General features: G+C 60.2%; 12 protein-coding genes. 7 read left to right on the top strand and 5 right to left on the bottom strand.

The window, feature by feature from the left end:
• Positions 1 to 69 precede the first annotated feature (69 nt).
• Together ACB040_RS18995 and ACB040_RS18990 are read right to left on the bottom strand one after the other, a co-directional pair.
• Entirely contained in the window at positions 70 to 1,473 is a 1,404-nt protein-coding gene (locus tag ACB040_RS18995) for a DEAD/DEAH box helicase (protein WP_139405418.1), read from the bottom strand.
• Positions 1,474 to 1,655: 182 nt separating this feature from the next.
• Positions 1,656 to 2,132 carry a glutathione peroxidase gene (locus ACB040_RS18990; protein ID WP_371156078.1) on the bottom strand — a complete coding sequence of 159 codons (477 nt, stop codon included), beginning with the start codon at positions 2,130 to 2,132 and terminating at the stop codon, positions 1,656 to 1,658.
• 350 nt (positions 2,133 to 2,482) lie between these two features.
• On the opposite strand from ACB040_RS18990, the gene ACB040_RS18985 reads away from it, so the two are divergent.
• Positions 2,483 to 3,091 carry a 2OG-Fe(II) oxygenase gene (locus ACB040_RS18985; RefSeq protein ID WP_338771132.1) on the top strand — a complete coding sequence of 203 codons (609 nt, stop codon included), beginning with the start codon at positions 2,483 to 2,485 and terminating at the stop codon, positions 3,089 to 3,091.
• A 204-nt stretch (positions 3,092 to 3,295) separates the two neighbouring features.
• Complete coding sequence (locus ACB040_RS18980) at positions 3,296 to 4,285, top strand: D-alanine--D-alanine ligase (RefSeq protein ID WP_058057457.1); 990 nt, start codon at positions 3,296 to 3,298, stop codon at positions 4,283 to 4,285.
• Positions 4,286 to 4,454: 169 nt separating this feature from the next.
• Here ACB040_RS18980 and mngB read toward each other — a convergent pair whose 3' ends face one another.
• Both mngB and mngA read right to left on the bottom strand, forming a co-directional pair.
• Positions 4,455 to 7,109: a mannosylglycerate hydrolase gene (gene mngB / locus ACB040_RS18975; protein ID WP_371156081.1), complete on the bottom strand. Its 2,655-nt coding sequence runs from the start codon at positions 7,107 to 7,109 to the stop codon at positions 4,455 to 4,457.
• Between the two features lie 86 nt (positions 7,110 to 7,195).
• A complete protein-coding gene (gene mngA, locus ACB040_RS18970; RefSeq protein WP_371156082.1) occupies positions 7,196 to 9,142 on the bottom strand; it encodes a PTS 2-O-a-mannosyl-D-glycerate transporter subunit IIABC in 1,947 nt (648 codons plus the stop codon).
• 247 nt (positions 9,143 to 9,389) lie between these two features.
• On the opposite strand from mngA, the gene ACB040_RS18965 reads away from it, so the two are divergent.
• Positions 9,390 to 10,109, top strand: a complete 720-nt coding sequence (locus ACB040_RS18965) for a GntR family transcriptional regulator (RefSeq protein WP_257699789.1) — start codon at positions 9,390 to 9,392, stop codon at positions 10,107 to 10,109.
• A 126-nt stretch (positions 10,110 to 10,235) separates the two neighbouring features.
• On the opposite strand, the gene xseA is transcribed toward ACB040_RS18965, so the two are convergent.
• Complete coding sequence (xseA, locus tag ACB040_RS18960; RefSeq protein WP_371156084.1) at positions 10,236 to 11,615, bottom strand: exodeoxyribonuclease VII large subunit; 1,380 nt, start codon at positions 11,613 to 11,615, stop codon at positions 10,236 to 10,238.
• Between the two features lie 289 nt (positions 11,616 to 11,904).
• Between xseA and ACB040_RS18955 the strand changes: the two genes are divergently transcribed.
• The 4 genes from ACB040_RS18955 to ACB040_RS18940 all read left to right on the top strand — a co-directional run bounded on the left by ACB040_RS18955 (position 11,905) and on the right by ACB040_RS18940 (position 16,690).
• Complete coding sequence (locus ACB040_RS18955) at positions 11,905 to 12,456, top strand: cytochrome b (RefSeq protein WP_338771116.1); 552 nt, start codon at positions 11,905 to 11,907, stop codon at positions 12,454 to 12,456.
• A 444-nt stretch (positions 12,457 to 12,900) separates the two neighbouring features.
• The gene (gene guaB, locus ACB040_RS18950; RefSeq protein WP_338771114.1) at positions 12,901 to 14,364 is read left to right on the top strand and encodes an IMP dehydrogenase; all 1,464 of its coding nucleotides are present in this window, start codon (positions 12,901 to 12,903) and stop codon (positions 14,362 to 14,364) included.
• Positions 14,365 to 14,448: 84 nt separating this feature from the next.
• The gene (gene guaA / locus ACB040_RS18945) at positions 14,449 to 16,038 is read left to right on the top strand and encodes a glutamine-hydrolyzing GMP synthase (protein ID WP_040066364.1); all 1,590 of its coding nucleotides are present in this window, start codon (positions 14,449 to 14,451) and stop codon (positions 16,036 to 16,038) included.
• Positions 16,039 to 16,417: 379 nt separating this feature from the next.
• Positions 16,418 to 16,690 (top strand): hypothetical protein, encoded by a 273-nt coding sequence (locus tag ACB040_RS18940; protein ID WP_005337011.1) that lies wholly within the window; start codon positions 16,418 to 16,420, stop codon positions 16,688 to 16,690.
• Positions 16,691 to 16,895 lie beyond the last annotated feature (205 nt).

Genomic DNA, 16,895 nt, shown 5'->3' with positions numbered 1-16,895 from the left:
GCGATCCATAACGAAAGAGGGAGCCTTGCAGGCTCCCTCTTTTGGCTTGGCAGTTAGCGTCGCGCGAGCTTACTCGTCGCTGCTCTCCTGATAGCTGTCGCGCATTGCTTTGGGCAGACGTCGCATCGGCGCAAAGCCGATATCCTCGCCCACCACTTCCCGCTTGCGGGACTTGTTTTGAGGAGACTGGGCCGGTTTTTTGCTGGCGTCACCCTTGGCTTTGCCCTTGCCCGCGGCTGGCTTGCCCTTGGCATTGCTGCTCTTGGCGTTGGCATGACCGCGAGACCGAGGCGGGTTCTGCACCGGCTTGCTGCCCGGCAGAGTCTGGCGACTCGGCTTGCCGCTGGGTTCATACCCTTCCAGGATCTCCACGGTCAGGGATTGGCCGATCAGGGCTTCGATTGCCTTGAGCTGACCCAGCTCATCCTGACTGACCAGCGAGATGGCCTCGCCGCCACGACCGGCGCGGCCGGTACGGCCGATACGGTGGATGTAATCTTCCGCCATCTGGGGCAGTTCAAAGTTGATCACGTAGGGCAGTTGATCGATATCGAGACCGCGGGCGGCGATATCGGTCGCTACCAGCACCCGCACCTCGCCACTGCGAAAATCGGCCAGCGCCCGGTTGCGGGCACCCTGGCTCTTGTCACCGTGGATCGCCACGGTATTGAGACCATCTTTTTGCATCTGCTGGGCGAGGCGGTCGGCGATCTGCTTGGTGCGAACAAACACCAGCACCCGTTGCCAGTTGCCACGGCCAATCATGTGGGAGAGCAGCTCGCGGCGGCGTTCCCGATCCACCTGAATGATGCGTTGGGTCACCTGCTCCGCGGCAGTATTGCTGGGGTCAACCTCGATCAGGGTGGGGTCGTTCAGCAGGTCATCGGCCAGCGCCTTGATGTCGTTTGAGAAGGTGGCAGAGAAGAGCAGGGTTTGCCGCTCTGCAGGCAGCGCCTTCATGATGCGGCGGATGTCGACGATAAAGCCCATGTCGAGCATGCGATCCGCTTCATCCAGCACCAGCACTTCCAATTGGCTCAGGGTCAGGGCGCCCTGGGTCAGCAGATCCAGCAGACGGCCCGGGGTGGCGACCAGAATGTCCACACCCAGCTTGATGGCGTCCAGATTGGGTTTGATGCTGACGCCGCCGTAGGCGATCAGCGTCTTGAACGGTAGGTGGTGGGCATACTTGATGATGCTCTCGCCCACCTGGGCCGCCAGTTCGCGGGTCGGGGTCAGTACCAGTGCGCGCACCTGACGACGGCCACGGCCGTGGTTGGCCAGCAGACGCTGCAACATCGGCAGGGTGAAACCGGCCGTTTTGCCTGTGCCTGTCTGAGCGCCGCCGAGCACATCCTGACCGGCTAGAATGGCCGGAATCGCTTGCTGCTGGATGGGGGTTGGCTGTTCGTAACCCAGCTCCTTGACGGCCCGCAGAATATGCGGAGACAGACCCAGTTCGTTGAATGACATGTTCGAGAGAAACTCCTGAGATGAGCCTTTGGCTCAACGGGCAGCCAGCGTGTTGGGGCCAGCCACGATATGAAAAAGATAGTGGGGCCGTAATATAGCAAAAGAGCGGCCGCTGCGCAGTAGCTGTCGCACCGGCCGCCATACAATCGCTCAATGCAGTGGCACAAAACGGCTCGGGAGGGTCAGAGCATCTCGCTGATCTGCTCGGCCAGACTCTCCGGCTTGGTGGTGGGAGCAAAGCGGTCAACCACCTTGCCATCACGGTCGATCAGGAACTTGGTGAAGTTCCACTTGACGTTTTCGAGCCCCAGCAGCCCCGGTTTCTCTTTCTTGAGCCATTGATAGAGGGGGTGGGCCTGTTCACCATTGACATCGCATTTGGCCATGATGGGGAAGCTGACCGGATAATCGAGAGAGCAGAAGCGGGCGATCTCGTCCGCATCCCCCGGCTCCTGATTGCCAAACTGGTTGCAGGGGAAGCCCAAAATCACCAGCCCCTTGGGGCCGAGCTCCCGATAGAGCGTTTCCAGCCCTTCATATTGGGGAGTAAAGCCGCAGCGACTGGCCACATTGACCACCAGCACTACCTTGCCCGCCAGTTGAGTCAGCGGGTAGGGGGTACCATCCAGTCGTTGCAAAATAAGGTCGGGCAGAGACATGAGAAGATCCTTTCGTGGGTGATGCGCGGGTTGTGCCGTGAGTGGTTCGGTCGGTGACAGAGACAAGTGCCGGATGAACAGCAACATGGCGATGCGGCTACGGTATCGGCTGGCTCTTGGTACCGCAAGGAGGCCGCGGCGCCTCCTCGTCCCGATTGCAAGGGCCATCACAGTTTCGACAGCCAATACGCTCTTTGGCAGGGCGGGATCACAACTGGCGACAAAAATGCGGGGCGGTGGGCAGCAACTCGCGTATTGATGTTGGGACTTCTCAAGAGAAGCAAACCGGTTTGTGACTTTGCCGGTAAGTCGCTACAAAGCGCCCTCTTTCCACTCATTGTGAGCCAATCTTGGACTATCAAGCTGCCATGGATGCCATTTACACCCGGGGATGGGTGATAGTGGATGATTTTTTGACCGCCGCCGAGGTGGATGCCCTCAAAGCCTGTTTGCCAAGCGAATGGCAACCGGCCGGGATCGGCCGTGACGCCCTGCACCAGGGCAATCCCGATATTCGCCGTGACCAGATCCACTGGCTGGAGCCCTCCTTCGGTGCGCCGGTGGCCGACTACCTCGCCCGGATGGAGTCCCTGCGTCTTGCCGCCAACCGGATGCTGATGCTGGGATTGTTCGACTACGAGGCCCACTTCGCCCGCTATCGCAGCGGGGATTTTTACGCTACCCATCGGGATGCCTTTGCCGGTCGCTCCAACCGCCGTCTTACCACCGTGTTTTACCTCAACAACGACTGGCTGCCCGAAGCGGGTGGAGTGCTGCGCATGTATGACGACAAGGAGCAGTTTCTGATGGATGTGAGCCCCAAGGGGGGGCGGCTGGTCATGTTTCTCTCCGAGGAGTTTCCCCACGAGGTGCTGCCTGCCAATCAGGAGCGCTACAGCATTGCCGGCTGGTTTCGGGTCAATGGCAACGGCATGGGAAGGGTCGATCCCCCGCGCTGAGGGGCAATGTGTCCCGATTTTGACACAGGGGAGACTTTTCACTGCAAGAAGTGGGGTCATGGGTCTCCCATCAGCTGACAAGGGTTGATCTCCCTTGCTACACTGGCGCGCACTTATGTTCGTATCTGGCTTCGTCCGGTTTTTATGGTGGTTGGCTTATCAAATGGTCATGACGAGGCCGCTTTTCCCAAGGGATCACATCTAATGAAGAACATGCATGTCTTGCTGCTGTGCGGCGGCGGTGGCTCAGAGCACGAAGTTTCTCTGCGCAGCGCCAATTTCCTCGAGCAACAACTGGGCCTTCTGCCCGGTGTCGAAGTGACCCGCGTCGAGATGTTCGCCGATCGCTGGCTCAGTGCCGATGGCCGCGAGTGCAAGCTGGGGCTCGACAAGCTGCTTTCGTTTGACAGCGTGGCCCGTCCGGTGGATTACGTGGTGCCCTGCATCCACGGCTACCCGGGTGAGACCGGCGATCTGCAATCCTTCCTCGAGCTGGCCGGATTGCCTTATCTCGGTTGCGATGCCGAGGCGAGCAAGATCTGCTTCAACAAGATCAGCACCAAGCTGTGGCTCTCCGCCATCGGCATTCCCAACACCCCATACCTGTTCCTGACCGAGCAAAATGAGGCGGCGCTGGCCGAGGCCAAAGCCGCGCTGGCCAAGTGGGGCAAGGTCTTTATCAAGGCGGCCTCCCAGGGCTCTTCCGTTGGCTGCTACTCCGCCAGCAACGAAGCGGATCTGGTAAAGGGCATTGCCGATGCCTTCGGTTACTCCGAGCAGGTACTGATCGAGAAAGCGGTCAAGCCGCGCGAGCTGGAAGTGGCGGTGTACCAGTACGGTGACGAGCTGGTGGCCACCTATCCGGGCGAGATCTGCGTGCCGCAGGACAAGTTCTACACCTATGAAGAGAAGTACAGCAGCGCCAGCCATACCGAGACGGCACTGCGTGCCGAGGGGTTGACCCAGGCGCAGGCCGATGCGATCCACGAGTATGCCCTCAAGGCGTTCCGTCAGCTGAAACTGACCCATCTCTCGCGCATCGACTTCTTCCTGACTGAGGAGGGGGAGATCCTGCTGAATGAAATCAACACCTTCCCGGGCATGACCTCCATCTCCATGTTCCCGAAACTGCTGGAGCATCACGGTCACCGCTTCGCCGACTACCTTGAGCAGATCCTGCGCAAGGCCAGTTAAGCGTGCTCTCCCGCTCGCGGGATGAAGCAGAACCCAATAAAAATCCCCGCCAACTGGCGGGGATTTTTTTATGTCTTTATCAAGCGGGGCAGGCCAGCTTGAAGGGATAAACAGGCGGGGAGGGGATGACTCTTCCCCGCCTGTTGCTACCTGTGGGTGTTACCGGCGGTTAGCCGCGAGCCACCCGAAAGCGCACGCTGCGGGAGTGGCACGGCGCCAGCTCGCCAAACTCGCCAGCGGCCAGTTCAAGGGGCTGGGGCTGTTCGTCCATCCGCACCGCTTGCCAGTCGCTCAGGGCGTGTTCGCAGCTCACTTTGCCACCCTTCAGCACAGCCTGCTCGCTCGGGTTGTAGACCCGGATCACCAGCGCCTCTTCATCTTCGGCCTTTTTCAGGGCGCTCAGCACCGGACCGGAGGGATCCATGGAGAGCAGACTGAAGTGCAGCGGAGTGGTGAAGCTCGCCTTGTTGAGCTTCATGGCATCGAACGGGATCTTGTTGTAGCAGCGAACCGGGGTGAGGTAGCTGCGCGCCGCCTGCATCACGTTGGCGCTGATGTGATCGCCAGCAAACGCCAGCAGGCTGAAACGGCAGCTGAGTTTGCCGCGCACCTGAGAGTCCGGTGTGGGCAGCTTGATGCCGGAGGGGCGACCCGGGCGCAGCAGCAGCTCCTCTTTACCGAGTACGCCGACCCCGCGCAGCAAGGTGAGAGCCAGGGTGTCGCACTGCTCGCCGATCACTTCAAACTCGCGCAGGCCATCGCTCAGCACCGCCAGCCCCTGCTTGCCATCTTGCAGGGCGACGAAGTTCATGAGCTGCCAGACCGGAATGGGGGCCTCTTTCCACCCCTCCGCCTCCCAGTTCGCCATGGCGCTGTCGCGGGTGGGGCGGGTGATGCAGCCAAACTGGTTGTCGGAGACCACGGTGTCGCTCGGGAAGGGGGTGGGGATCAGCACTCGCACCCGATGATCATCGGCCTGATTGTCGAGCTCCAGCTCGATATCGATACGCGGGCTCTGGTGCGCTAGGGTGATGCGGCAGATGACATCGAGGTGGCCGCTGCACTGGCGGTTGGCACGCTCGGCGAGGTTGGCAGGCAAGGCCATACGCAGTTTGAGCGTAGCGATGCTCTGCCACGCCTGATGGGTGACCTCGCGAGTCACCGCAAACTCGGTGGAGTAGCGCAGCCACTCGTCCCGCGATGGCGAGTAGTCATACTCGTCGCCATCATCGGAGCCCTCTTCCAGCGTGAGCACCTGATCAAAGCGAGTGCCGCGCAGCTTGTCCAGGATCTGCAAGGTGCCGTTGTCATTGAGGGCGATGCGGTAAAAATCGTTCTCCAGCAGCTCGCCGCGGGTGGTCACCGGTTGCTCCAGTCCCGGCTGGTTGCCCTCGATACGGAGAGTGCAGTAGCCCATGGCCGGCAGCGGATGGCAGAGCTGGATGTCGTACTCCATAAAGGGGTCGTAGTTGCCGTAGTGAACGATCTGTCTGTCCACCAGACCCGGGTCAATCTCGCGTCTGGCACGGATGAAGTAGGGGACCGGCTGGCCCGCCTCATCGCGCAAGGCAAAGGATTGGGCGCGAATGCGGATGCTGGTGTTGATCACCTCCTGACGGGGGAAAGGCATCAGGTTGAACAGGCAGAGTTTGTCGGCCACCTGTATGCCGTCTTCGCACAGCGCCACCGGCATGTTGTCGACAATCTTGCGCATGTAGAAGCGGATCAGGTTCTCGGCCATGTCGTCGGCCAGAATGAAGCGGGTCATCACCTCCTGATGGACCTTGTCGCTGCAGCAGCAGCCGATGCTGTCATGGGCGTGGTTCTTCATGATCTCCTTCCACATCTTCTCCAACAGCCCATGGTGGTACTCGAAGCCGAGTGCCCAGGCGATGCTTGCCAGCGGCTCGAGGATGTTGACGATCTTGTTCTCGATGGCGGCGTGGGCCAGCTTGATGTCCATCCGGGTGGAGGAGATGGTGCGATGTACCCGCATGTATTTGCCGTCGTTGAACTCCCCTTTGAGGGTGGCCAGTTGGTCGCGGCACGCCTCAATGCGCTCGAAGACCTGCTCGAAGCGGCTCATGTGGAATTCACGCTGGGGGTAGATCTCCCGCAGCTTGTCGATGATGGCGAAGATGTTCTGTTGCAGCGGCATCTGGTCGTGGCCGTTGGGCAGCAGGATATCCTTGGTCACCGAGGCCTTCTCCAGCACCTCGAAGTAGGATTCGAGCCGCTTGCGCAGGCCCGCTTCATCTTCCGGCAGGTACTTGCCGATGGCGTATCCCAGCGGCAGGACCTGGGCGGTCACCTCGCTGCCATCGTTGCTCTGCCAGAGGAACTCGGTCTTGTCGGTGCCGTGACGCTCGGAGCAGCCGCGCCAGAACATGGCCCGATCGATCCCGAAGCCGTTGAAGATGTGGGGCAACTGGGAAGACATGCCGAACGAGTCGGGCAGGTAACCGATCTTCATCGGCTCGCCAAGGCTGAGGCAATCGCGCATCCCGTAGAGCAGATTGCGCAGGATGGACTCGCCGCTCACCTGCATGGTGTCGGTCTGGGTGTACCAGGGGCCGATGATGAGCTTGCCCGCTTCCACCAGTGCCTTCACCCGGGCCTTGTTCTCGGGCTGGATGGCGAAGTAATCCTCCAGCACCGCGGTCTGGCCGTCCAGCACATAGAACTTGTAGTCGGGGTCGGATTCAAGCCGCGCCAGGATCTCCGCCATATTGTTGACCAGCAGGATGCGGGACTCTTCGGTGGTGAAGTACCACTCCCGATCCCAGTGCATGTGCGGCGTGATGTGAACTCGTGAAACTGTCATGACAATGATCCTTTGCTGACGCACGGCGGCCCTTGCCTGCCGTGCGGAAAAATAGTCTGTTGAAAAAGTGGTGGTGAAGATGCGCCTTACTCTGCGGCGACCACCTGATAGGTGCCGCGCTGCATGGCGTGACGGCGCCAGCCGATCAGCACCACAGTGGAGATAAGGGTGCCCACCAGCGCCGCACCGAGCCAGACGGCGGCCGCCATCATGGCGCCGTGGCCGCCATCGTGGAGCAGGAAGAGGGAGAAAATGCCGGCCCCCGGGGTGGAGAGACCAATCCCCATGGCTCCCACCATGGCGCCGGTGACCACCGAGCCTGCGAGGAAGGAGCCGATCACCCGGCTTGGATCTTCGATGGCCATCGGAATGGCGCCCTCGGTGATCCCCGCCAGCCCCAGCAGCCAGGTCGATTTGCCGGTCTCGATCTCGAAGGTTTGGAACAGTCGCGGTGCCAGCAGGGTGGAGGCAGTGACGGTAAAGGCCGAGACCATCTTGACCGCGCCGAAGATGGCGTAGGGGCCGTAGACCCCGTTGGCCATGGCGCCGAGGCAGAAGGCGTAGGCCGCCTTGTTGACCGGGCCACCCAGATCAAACGAGCACATAAAGCCGAGCAGGGCGCCCAGGACCAGCGCATTGGTGCCGGAGAGGCCGTTGAGCCACTCGGTGAGGCTGTTGTTGAGCCAGGCTACCGGCTGGCCGATGACAAACAGCATCAGGCTGCCCGCCACCAGAGTGCCGATCACCGGATAGAGGTAAAAGGTAAGAAAGCCGTTGAAGTTGGGGCTAAGGCGTACATGCTGCTTGACCCAGCGCATCAGGTAACCGGCGATAAGACCGCCTACCACGCCGCCGAGAAAACCGGAGCCAATCATGTTGGCGGCCAGTCCCGCCGCAAAGCCCGGGCCCAGCGCCGGTTTGTCTGCCAGCGAATAGGCGGTATAGGCCGCCAGCACCGGCACCATCAGGGTGCCCAGCATGCCGCCGCCCAGCTTGCGGTACATCCAGAGCCAGGAGTTCTCGGTATCAAACAGATGCTGCAGGCCGAAGATCTGGGCCAGCAGCACAGAGACGGCGAGCACGGTACCGCCCGCCACGATCAGCGGCACGGCAAAGGAGATACCGCTCAGCAGCGCCTGCTTGAGCTCGGTCTTGAGGCTCACCTTCTTGCCGGTTGGCGCGTCGCTCTGGCTGAGGTTTGGTTTCGGGGCTGTGCGACCACTCTTGGCCGCTTCCAGCGCCTCATTGAGGATCCGCTCGGCATGGCGGATGGGCTCGGCCACCGGCGTCTCGATCCGGGGGATGCCGGCAAAACGCTCCTGCTCCTTGATGGCCACCTCGGCGGCGAAGATGCAGGCCACCGCAGCATCGAGCGCCTCTTGCGGCAGGCGATCCTCGATGCCGTTGGCACCCTGCTTCTCGACCAGTACCCGAATGCCCAGTTTGCGCCCCGCCTTTTCCAGATACTCGGCAGCCATATAGGTGTGGGCGATCCCCGCCGGGCAGGCGGTGACACAGACCACAGTGGGTTGATTTGTATCTAGGTTGTATTTTTTTGCTGGTTGCTTGCCACTATCCCCTTCGCCATCGAGCAGCGCTATCAGCTGCTCGGCACTCTGGGCCGCCAGCACCGCCTCGCGGGTATCGTCATCCACCAGGGCCGTGGTGAGGGTGGTGAGCAGCTGCATATGGGTGGAGCCCGCCTGATCGGTCGGGATCGCCAGCATGAAGATCAGGTTGACCGGCTCGGGGCCGTCGATCCCCTCCCAGCCCAGCTCCTCGCTCAGGGTAGCGACGGCAAAGGCTGCTTCACGCACCGCATCACACTTGCCGTGGGGCACTGCCAGCCCTTCGCCAAGGGCGGTGGGGCCCTGCGCCTCGCGGGCCATGACCGCAGCCAAAAAGGCGGCCTTGTCGTGCAGCTTGCCGGCCTGATCGAGCCGATCAGCCAGGGCATGAATGGCCGCATCCCGATCGGCAAACCGGGTTTGCAACGTGATGAGATGGGGGCCGGTAAGACTGGTCAGATTCATGATGATCCTCTGTCAGGTTGGCTTGCCAGCAAGCCGTCATGGTGAAAGTGACAGCGATGCTAACAAACCGGCCGACTGATTTTTGTGAGTGGTATCATACAATTCATTATTTGTATTGTTTTTGTATTGTTTACTCAGGGTGATTTGTTAGGTCAAATGGGGCTGAGCCGTTTTGTCTGTCATGCAACTGGGGTAGAATGGCGCCTCTTCCATTTATCATGGTGCAGAGCCGACGAGGTGGCCTTTCGTGTCGAAAAAACCCATGTATCGCCAGATAGCCGACACCATCCAGCAGTGGATTGCGCAAGGGGAGCTGGCCCCCGGCGATGCCCTGCCCACCGAAGCCGAGCTGCGCGAGCAGTTCGGGGTGAGCCGGGTGACGGTGCGTCAGGCCCTCAAGCAGCTGACCGAACTCAACGTCATCGAGAGCATTCAGGGCAGCGGCAGCTATGTGCGGCAGGAGAAGGTGAACTACGACATCTATCAGCTCACCAGCCTCTACGAGAAGGTGACCGATCCGGCGGCCGAGACCCACAGCGACATTCTCGCCTTCGAGGTGATCAAGGCAAGCTGCGAGCTGGCCGAGCGGCTCAATCTGCTGGAAGGGGCGCTGGTCTACTACGTCAAGCGGGTGCGCTTTATTCGCCAGATCGCGGTAACGCTGGAGGAGACCTGGATGCCGCTCGCCCTCTTCCCCGACCTCAGCTATGCGGTGATGCAGGGTTCCAAGTACCACTACATCGAAGAGGTGAAGCAGCTGGTGATCGACCGCAGTGAGCAGGAGATCATTCCTGTGCTCCCCTCGGCGCAGGTGGTGGAGGCGCTCGGTATCGACCCTGCCAAGCCCATTATCGAGAAGGTTTCCCGTGGCTTCTTGCAAGATGGCACCGTGTTCGAGTTCAGTCGCAACTTCTTCAAGAGCGATGATTACAAGTTCACCCTGGTCGCCCGTCGCGCCAAGGGGTGAGGTCGCAAGCATCCGAGACCAAAAAGGCCACCACCGTGTTTGCGGTGGTGGCCTTTTTGTTTGGTTGATTAACGGGCCAACAGCCGAGCTGGGTAGCATGCTGGCTGGTGTTTTGGCGCAGCAGATCTACTGCGCTGGGTCTTTGATAATTTCCTCGACCCGCACCTGCAGGCTCCCTTGCGCCAGGGTGGTGATGAGCTGGTCGCCACTGTTGACCTGATCGGCGCGACTAATGACTTCGCCACGCGCAGTGCGGGTGATGGAGTAGCCGCGCCCCAGAGTGGCGAGCGGGCTCACCCCGTCAAGGCGGGCGGTGAGCATGGCAAGGCGGTGGCTCGCCAGATCCTGCCGTTTGGCGATGAGGGCATAGAGCCGCTCCTCGGCCAGCTGATGACGGCGCTTGCCAGCGGCCAGCAAACGCTCCGGGCTCTTGCCCTGTAGCTGCAGCTCAAGGCTGGCCAGCCGCCGTTCTCCCTGATGCAACCGTTGATTCAACAGCTGTTGCAAGCGGGCGGAGAGCTCGTCAAGGCGCTGGGACTGCTGCTCCAGCCGCCGCTTCGGATCCTGATGGTCGAGCCGCTTTTGCAGCAGGATGAAATCGTGGCGGGCGGCGGTCTGCTGGCGGCTCATCGCCTGCAGCAGTCGCTGCTTGAGGTGAACGAGACGCTGGGCACGGGCGCTCTGATCCGGCGCCACCAGCTCGGCGGCGGCCGATGGGGTCGGGGCGCGCAAGTCGGCGGCAAAGTCGCTGATGGTGACATCCACCTCATGGCCCACCGCGCTGATAACCGGGATGGCGGAGTGGGCAATGGCGCGCGCCACCGCCTCTTCGTTAAAGCACCAGAGATCTTCAAGCGACCCGCCGCCGCGCCCGACGATCAGCACATCCACCTCGGCGCGCCGGTTCGCTTTGGCGATCGCCGCGACGATCTGGCTGATGGCGGCGCTCCCCTGTACCTGAGTCGGGTAGATAAAGACCGGCAGATCCGGCGCGCGCCGTTTAAGCACCGTCAGCATATCGTGCAGGGCGGCGCCGGTGGCGGAGGTGATAAGGCCCACCGCCCGCGGTTCACGGGGCAGCGGCCGCTTGCGGCCTTCGTCAAACAGCCCCTCGGCCCCGAGACGGCGCTTGAGCTCTTCAAAACGCAGCGCCAGCACGCCATCGCCTGCGGGCTGCATCGACTCGATGATCAGCTGGTAGTCGCCGCGCGGCTCATAGAGGGAGACCCGCGCCTGCACCAGCACCTGCATGCCATCCTGCGGGCGGAAGGCCACCCGCCGGTTGTTGCCCTTGAACATGGCGCAGCGTACCTGCGCCGACATGTCCTTGAGGGAGAAGTACCAGTGACCGGAGCTTGGCATCGCCAGATTGGAGAGCTCGCCGGTCAGCCACACCAGCCCCAGATCCTGCTCCAGGATCATGCGCACGGCGCTGTTGAGGCGGGTGACGGTAAAGACCTGCTGCTCGCGGCCGCTCGCCGCACTGGATGGGGTAAATCGGTTCAAAGGCGTACCTGTGGTCTGCTCCGGCGTGGCCGGGATAAAACGATGGCCGCTATCTTAACCCGAAACAGGGGGAGGGCGTTAAGCAGGAGGCGCCAGCAGCAGAAAAGCAAGATTGGAAACGCTGCCGTTTATCCGGGCAGGCAGTATGGCTCCCGACAAAGCCCTCGCGCTTGCCCGCATCGGGCCAAGTTACGGCTTGTCTCGATGCTGTTGATATCTCAGGTGCTGCTGATGTTCACGGCGCCACCATCTTGACCAGCGTTCACTCGCCCCCTGTTTGGAGTAGCTTATGAATCCCTCAGCCCGCTTAAGTTTGACGACCCGTTTGCTGCACTGGTCGGTTGCCTTGCTGATGATTGGCCTGACCCTTGTGGGCTATCTGATGGTGAAATTTGAAATATGGGATCTCTATGCCCTGCATAAATCCCTGGGGGTGATTGCACTGATCTTGATCCTGCCCCGCGCCATTCTCCGCCTTGTTAAAGGGTGGCCTGAGCCTGTGCGTCAATATCCTGTTTACGAGGCATTGGCAGCCAGGGCGATCCACTGGGGTTTGCTGATTTCAACGCTGCTTATTCCGGTGTCCGGTCTCTGTTATTCCGCAGCGGCTGGCCGAGGTGTTGCGATATTTGGCAGGTCTATTATTCCGATGAATCCAGATATCCATGATCCTGCCAATGTGATTCCATTTAGTGAATCCGTTCGGGATATTGCTCACACAGTCCATATATATTTGCCATATGTCATGCTGGCATTTTTGCTGGTGCACATTGTCGGGGCGTTGAAACATCATCTGCTGGATAAAGATAATACCTTGCTGCGGATGGTGGGGCGAAAATAATAAAGAGAGGCAACCCTTGTTGTGCCAGAAAATATATATTGGCAGCGGGCGAAATTTATTATCCAGACCGAGCAAAGGACATTGAGAAGAGAATGATACCGGTGCGAGTGGTCGCCGCGAGGGCAAGAGACAATACAAGGACACAAAACAAGGGGAGGGTGGTCAGAGGCCGCTTGCCCCCTGAGCCCCTGTCGATCATCCCTTTGCATGGGGGTTGGGCTGCGTCGGCACCTCCCGGTTTTGCATAAATCACCGGTTAGCCAACTCTTTTGCCCCGAAATGGCGGTTTTCGTACTGATAATCTTGGTTTTTTGGCGTTTTGGCCGCCTAAAAGAGGGCTATGCCATAAAAAATTCAAAAAACTTCTTTACCAGTGACCAATGCGTGAGTAAACTTCGTCGGCAATATTTTACACCCCCACTTCCTCAACGGTGAGATATTGCCATGCTCAGGATTGCCAAAGAAGCGTTAACCTTCGACGATGTACTGTTGGTTCCCGCCCACTCCGAAGTTCTTCCCAATACTGCCGATCTGCGTACCAAGCTGACCTCCGCCATCAGCTTGAACATCCCGATGATCTCCGCTGCCATGGACACAGTGACCGAAGCCCGTCTGGCTATCGCACTGGCCCAGGAAGGCGGTATCGGCTTTATCCACAAGAACATGTCCATCGAGCAGCAGGCTGCCGAAGTGCGCAAGGTCAAGAAGTACGAGAGCGGCGTGGTCACCGACCCCGTCACCGTGCGCCCTGACATGACCATCGCCCAAATCAAGGAGCTGAGCCACAAGAATGGCTTCGCCGGTTACCCCGTGGTGACTGACGGCAATCAGCTGGTCGGTATCATCACCGGCCGTGACGTGCGCTTCGTGATTGACCTCTCCCAGACCGTTGAACAGATCATGACCCAGAAAGAACGTCTGGTCACCGTGCGTGAAGGGGCCCCTCGCGAAGAGGTGGTTGCCCTGATGCAAAAGCACCGTATCGAAAAAGTGCTGGTGGTGAACGCCGACTTCAAACTCAAGGGCATGATCACCGTTAAAGATTTCCAGAAAGCCGAGCGCAAGCCCCACGCCTGTAAAGATGACAAGGGTCGTCTGCGGGTTGGTGCTGCGGTTGGTGCCGGTGCTGGCAACGAAGAGCGCGTCGCTGCGCTGGTGGAAGCCGGTGTTGACGTGCTGCTGATCGACTCCTCCCACGGCCACTCCCAGGGCGTGCTGGATCGCATCAAGGCCACTCGCGACGCCTATCCGGATCTGCAGATCATCGGTGGCAACGTGGCGACCGCCGCGGGCGCCAAGGCGCTGGCTGCTGCCGGTGTCAATGCGGTCAAGGTCGGTATCGGCCCGGGCTCCATCTGTACTACCCGTATCGTGACCGGCGTGGGCGTGCCCCAGATCACTGCCATCTCCGACGCCGTTGACGCGCTGGAAGGCACCGGTATTCCGGTGATTGCCGATGGCGGTATCCGCTTCTCCGGCGACATCGCCAAGGCCATCGCCGCGGGCGCCAGCTGCGTCATGGTAGGCTCCATGTTCGCCGGTACTGAAGAAGCGCCGGGCGAGATCGAGCTCTATCAGGGTCGCTCCTTCAAATCCTACCGTGGTATGGGTTCCCTGGGCGCCATGTCCAAAGGCTCCAGCGACCGCTACTTCCAGACCGACAACGCCGCCGACAAGCTGGTGCCGGAAGGCATCGAAGGCCGCGTGCCGTACAAGGGGCGCCTCAAAGAGATCATCCACCAGCAGATGGGCGGCCTGCGCTCCTCCATGGGCCTGACCGGCAGCGCCACCATCGACGACATGCGCACCAAGGCAGAGTTCGTGCGCATCTCCGGCGCCGGGATGAAAGAGTCCCACGTCCACGATGTGACCATTACCAAAGAAGCCCCCAACTATCGGATGGGCTGATAAAACGGGGCCCTGCGCCCCGTTTTTCCACCCTTTTTTTATCCCGTGCCCTTTGTGACAACATCAGCCTGATGCAGGAATAAAATGACTAAAGACATTCACCAGCACCGTATCCTTATCCTCGACTTCGGTTCCCAGTACACCCAGCTGATCGCCCGCCGTGTGCGCGAAATCGGCGTTTACTGCGAACTGTGGGCCTGGGACGTAACCGAAGAGCAGATCCGCGAATTCAATCCGAGCGGCATCATCCTCTCCGGCGGCCCCGAGTCCGTCACCGAAGCGGGCAGCCCGCGCGCCCCCGAGTATGTGTTCAACGCCGGTGTCCCTGTGTTCGGTATCTGCTACGGCATGCAGACCATGGCCGAGCAGCTGGGTGGCAAGGTGCAATCCTCTACCGAGCGTGAATTCGGTTACGCCAAGGTGGAAGTGCTGGGCGAAGCTGGCAAGAGCAGCGCGCTCTTGCGCAACATCGAAGATGCCATCGCCGACAACGGCAATGCCCTGCTGGATGTCTGGATGAGCCACGGTGACAAGGTCACCACCATTCCGGCCGACTTCACCACCATCGCTCAGACCCCGACCTGCCCGCACGCGGCCATGGCCAACGAAGCCAAGCGCTTCTACGGCGTGCAGTTCCACCCGGAAGTAACCCACACCCGTCAGGGTGCCCGCATGCTGGAGCACTTCGTCAAAGATATCTGCGGCTGCGAATGCCTCTGGACCCCGGCCACCATCATCGACGACGCCGTCGCCCGCATCCGCGAGCAGGTGGGTGACGATGAAGTGATCCTCGGCCTCTCCGGCGGTGTCGACTCCTCCGTGGTCGCCATGCTGGTGCACCGCGCCATCGGCGATCGCCTGACCTGCGTCTTCGTTGACAACGGCCTGCTGCGCCTGAACGAAGGCGAGCAGGTGATGGAGATGTTTGGTGACCACTTTGGTCTGAACATCATCAAGGTTGAAGCCGAAGAGCGCTTCCTCTCCGCCCTGGCCGGTGTTGACGAGCCGGAAGCCAAGCGCAAGATCATCGGCCGCGTCTTCGTCGAAGTGTTTGATGATGAAGCGAAAAAGCTGAAAAACGCCAAGTGGCTGGCGCAAGGCACCATCTATCCGGACGTTATCGAATCCGCTGCCAGCAAGACCGGCAAAGCCCACGTCATCAAATCTCACCACAACGTCGGCGGCCTGCCGGAAGAGATGAAGATGGGTCTGGTTGAGCCGCTGCGCGAACTGTTCAAAGACGAAGTGCGCCGCGTTGGTCTGGAGCTGGGTCTGCCCTACGACATGCTCTACCGTCACCCGTTCCCGGGCCCGGGTCTGGGCGTGCGCGTCCTTGGCGAAGTGAAGAAAGAGTACTGCGATATTCTGCGCCGCGCCGATGCAGTCTTTATCGAAGAGCTGCGCAAAGCCGACCTCTACAACCAGGTCAGCCAGGCGTTCGCCGTGTTCCTGCCGGTGCGCTCCGTTGGCGTGATGGGCGACGGTCGCAAATATGACTGGGTGATTGCCCTGCGCGCCGTCGAAACCATCGACTTTATGACTGCCCACTGGGCTCACCTGCCGTACGACTTCCTCGGTCACGTATCGAATCGCATCATCAACGAGATCAACGGTATCTCCCGCGTGGTGTACGACGTCTCCGGCAAGCCGCCCGCAACCATCGAATGGGAATAAGCGGCTCGCACCCTTCTGCCCTTCGAGCATAAAAATGCAAAAAGACGCCCTTGAGGCGTCTTTTCTTTTCTCAATCGTTTGCGCAACACATCTTCTTTTTTCGAGCAGCTTTTTCGCCACCTTGCCCCTGTCATATGTGACAGGGGCATTTTTGCCATCGCGCACTAGGCTCTCTCATGCCAATTGAGCCTGCTGCCAACAGCGGCTTGTGGCAAGGGGGAGGGCTGATCCTGGTGCAGATAGCTGTGCAAATTTGCTCATCGTCATCGCGCCAACCGGCAGTGATGGCACCCCGGTGGAGACCGGACACCACTTGAATCAACGGGGCGCAGCCCGAACGGCCAAACGAGTCGGGATCATAGAGCACGGAGAGTTTGATATGTCAGAACAAGCAGTGTTGGTGGGTGGATGGACCGCATATCACAAGCTGACCGCCGAGGATCAGGCGGTATTTGATCAGGCGCTGAAAGGATTTGTCGGGGTGCAATATGTACCCTTTGAAGTCTCCACCCAGGTGGTGGCTGGCACCAACTACCGCTTCAAGTGCAAGAGCACTGTGCCGCTTGCCAAACCAATCCATGGCGAAGCCGTGGTGCAGATCTTCAAATCACTGGACGGGGATGCCCATATCACCTCCATTACCCCGATTTGATTGGGGGCGGGGCTTGGCGGGGGGGGGGGGAGAATAACCTCCAAGCTTTTTGCTCCAAGTCCTGAAAATAAGAAAGACGCCTTAGGGTAATGCCGATCAGTTAAGGATCCATTGACCGATCCTTCTGTTGTGTGAAAATCCGAAACCTGTTGATTGGTTTCGGATTTTTTATGCGTATCGCTCACGCTCTCGACTTCCTCCACGC

The organism is Aeromonas sp. S11(2024) (genome assembly GCF_041402345.1).
Taxonomy (GTDB): Bacteria; Pseudomonadota; Gammaproteobacteria; order Enterobacterales; family Aeromonadaceae; genus Aeromonas; species Aeromonas veronii.
Note: the sequence above shows the minus strand (reverse complement) of the source record. Positions and strands in the feature narration are given on the sequence as shown.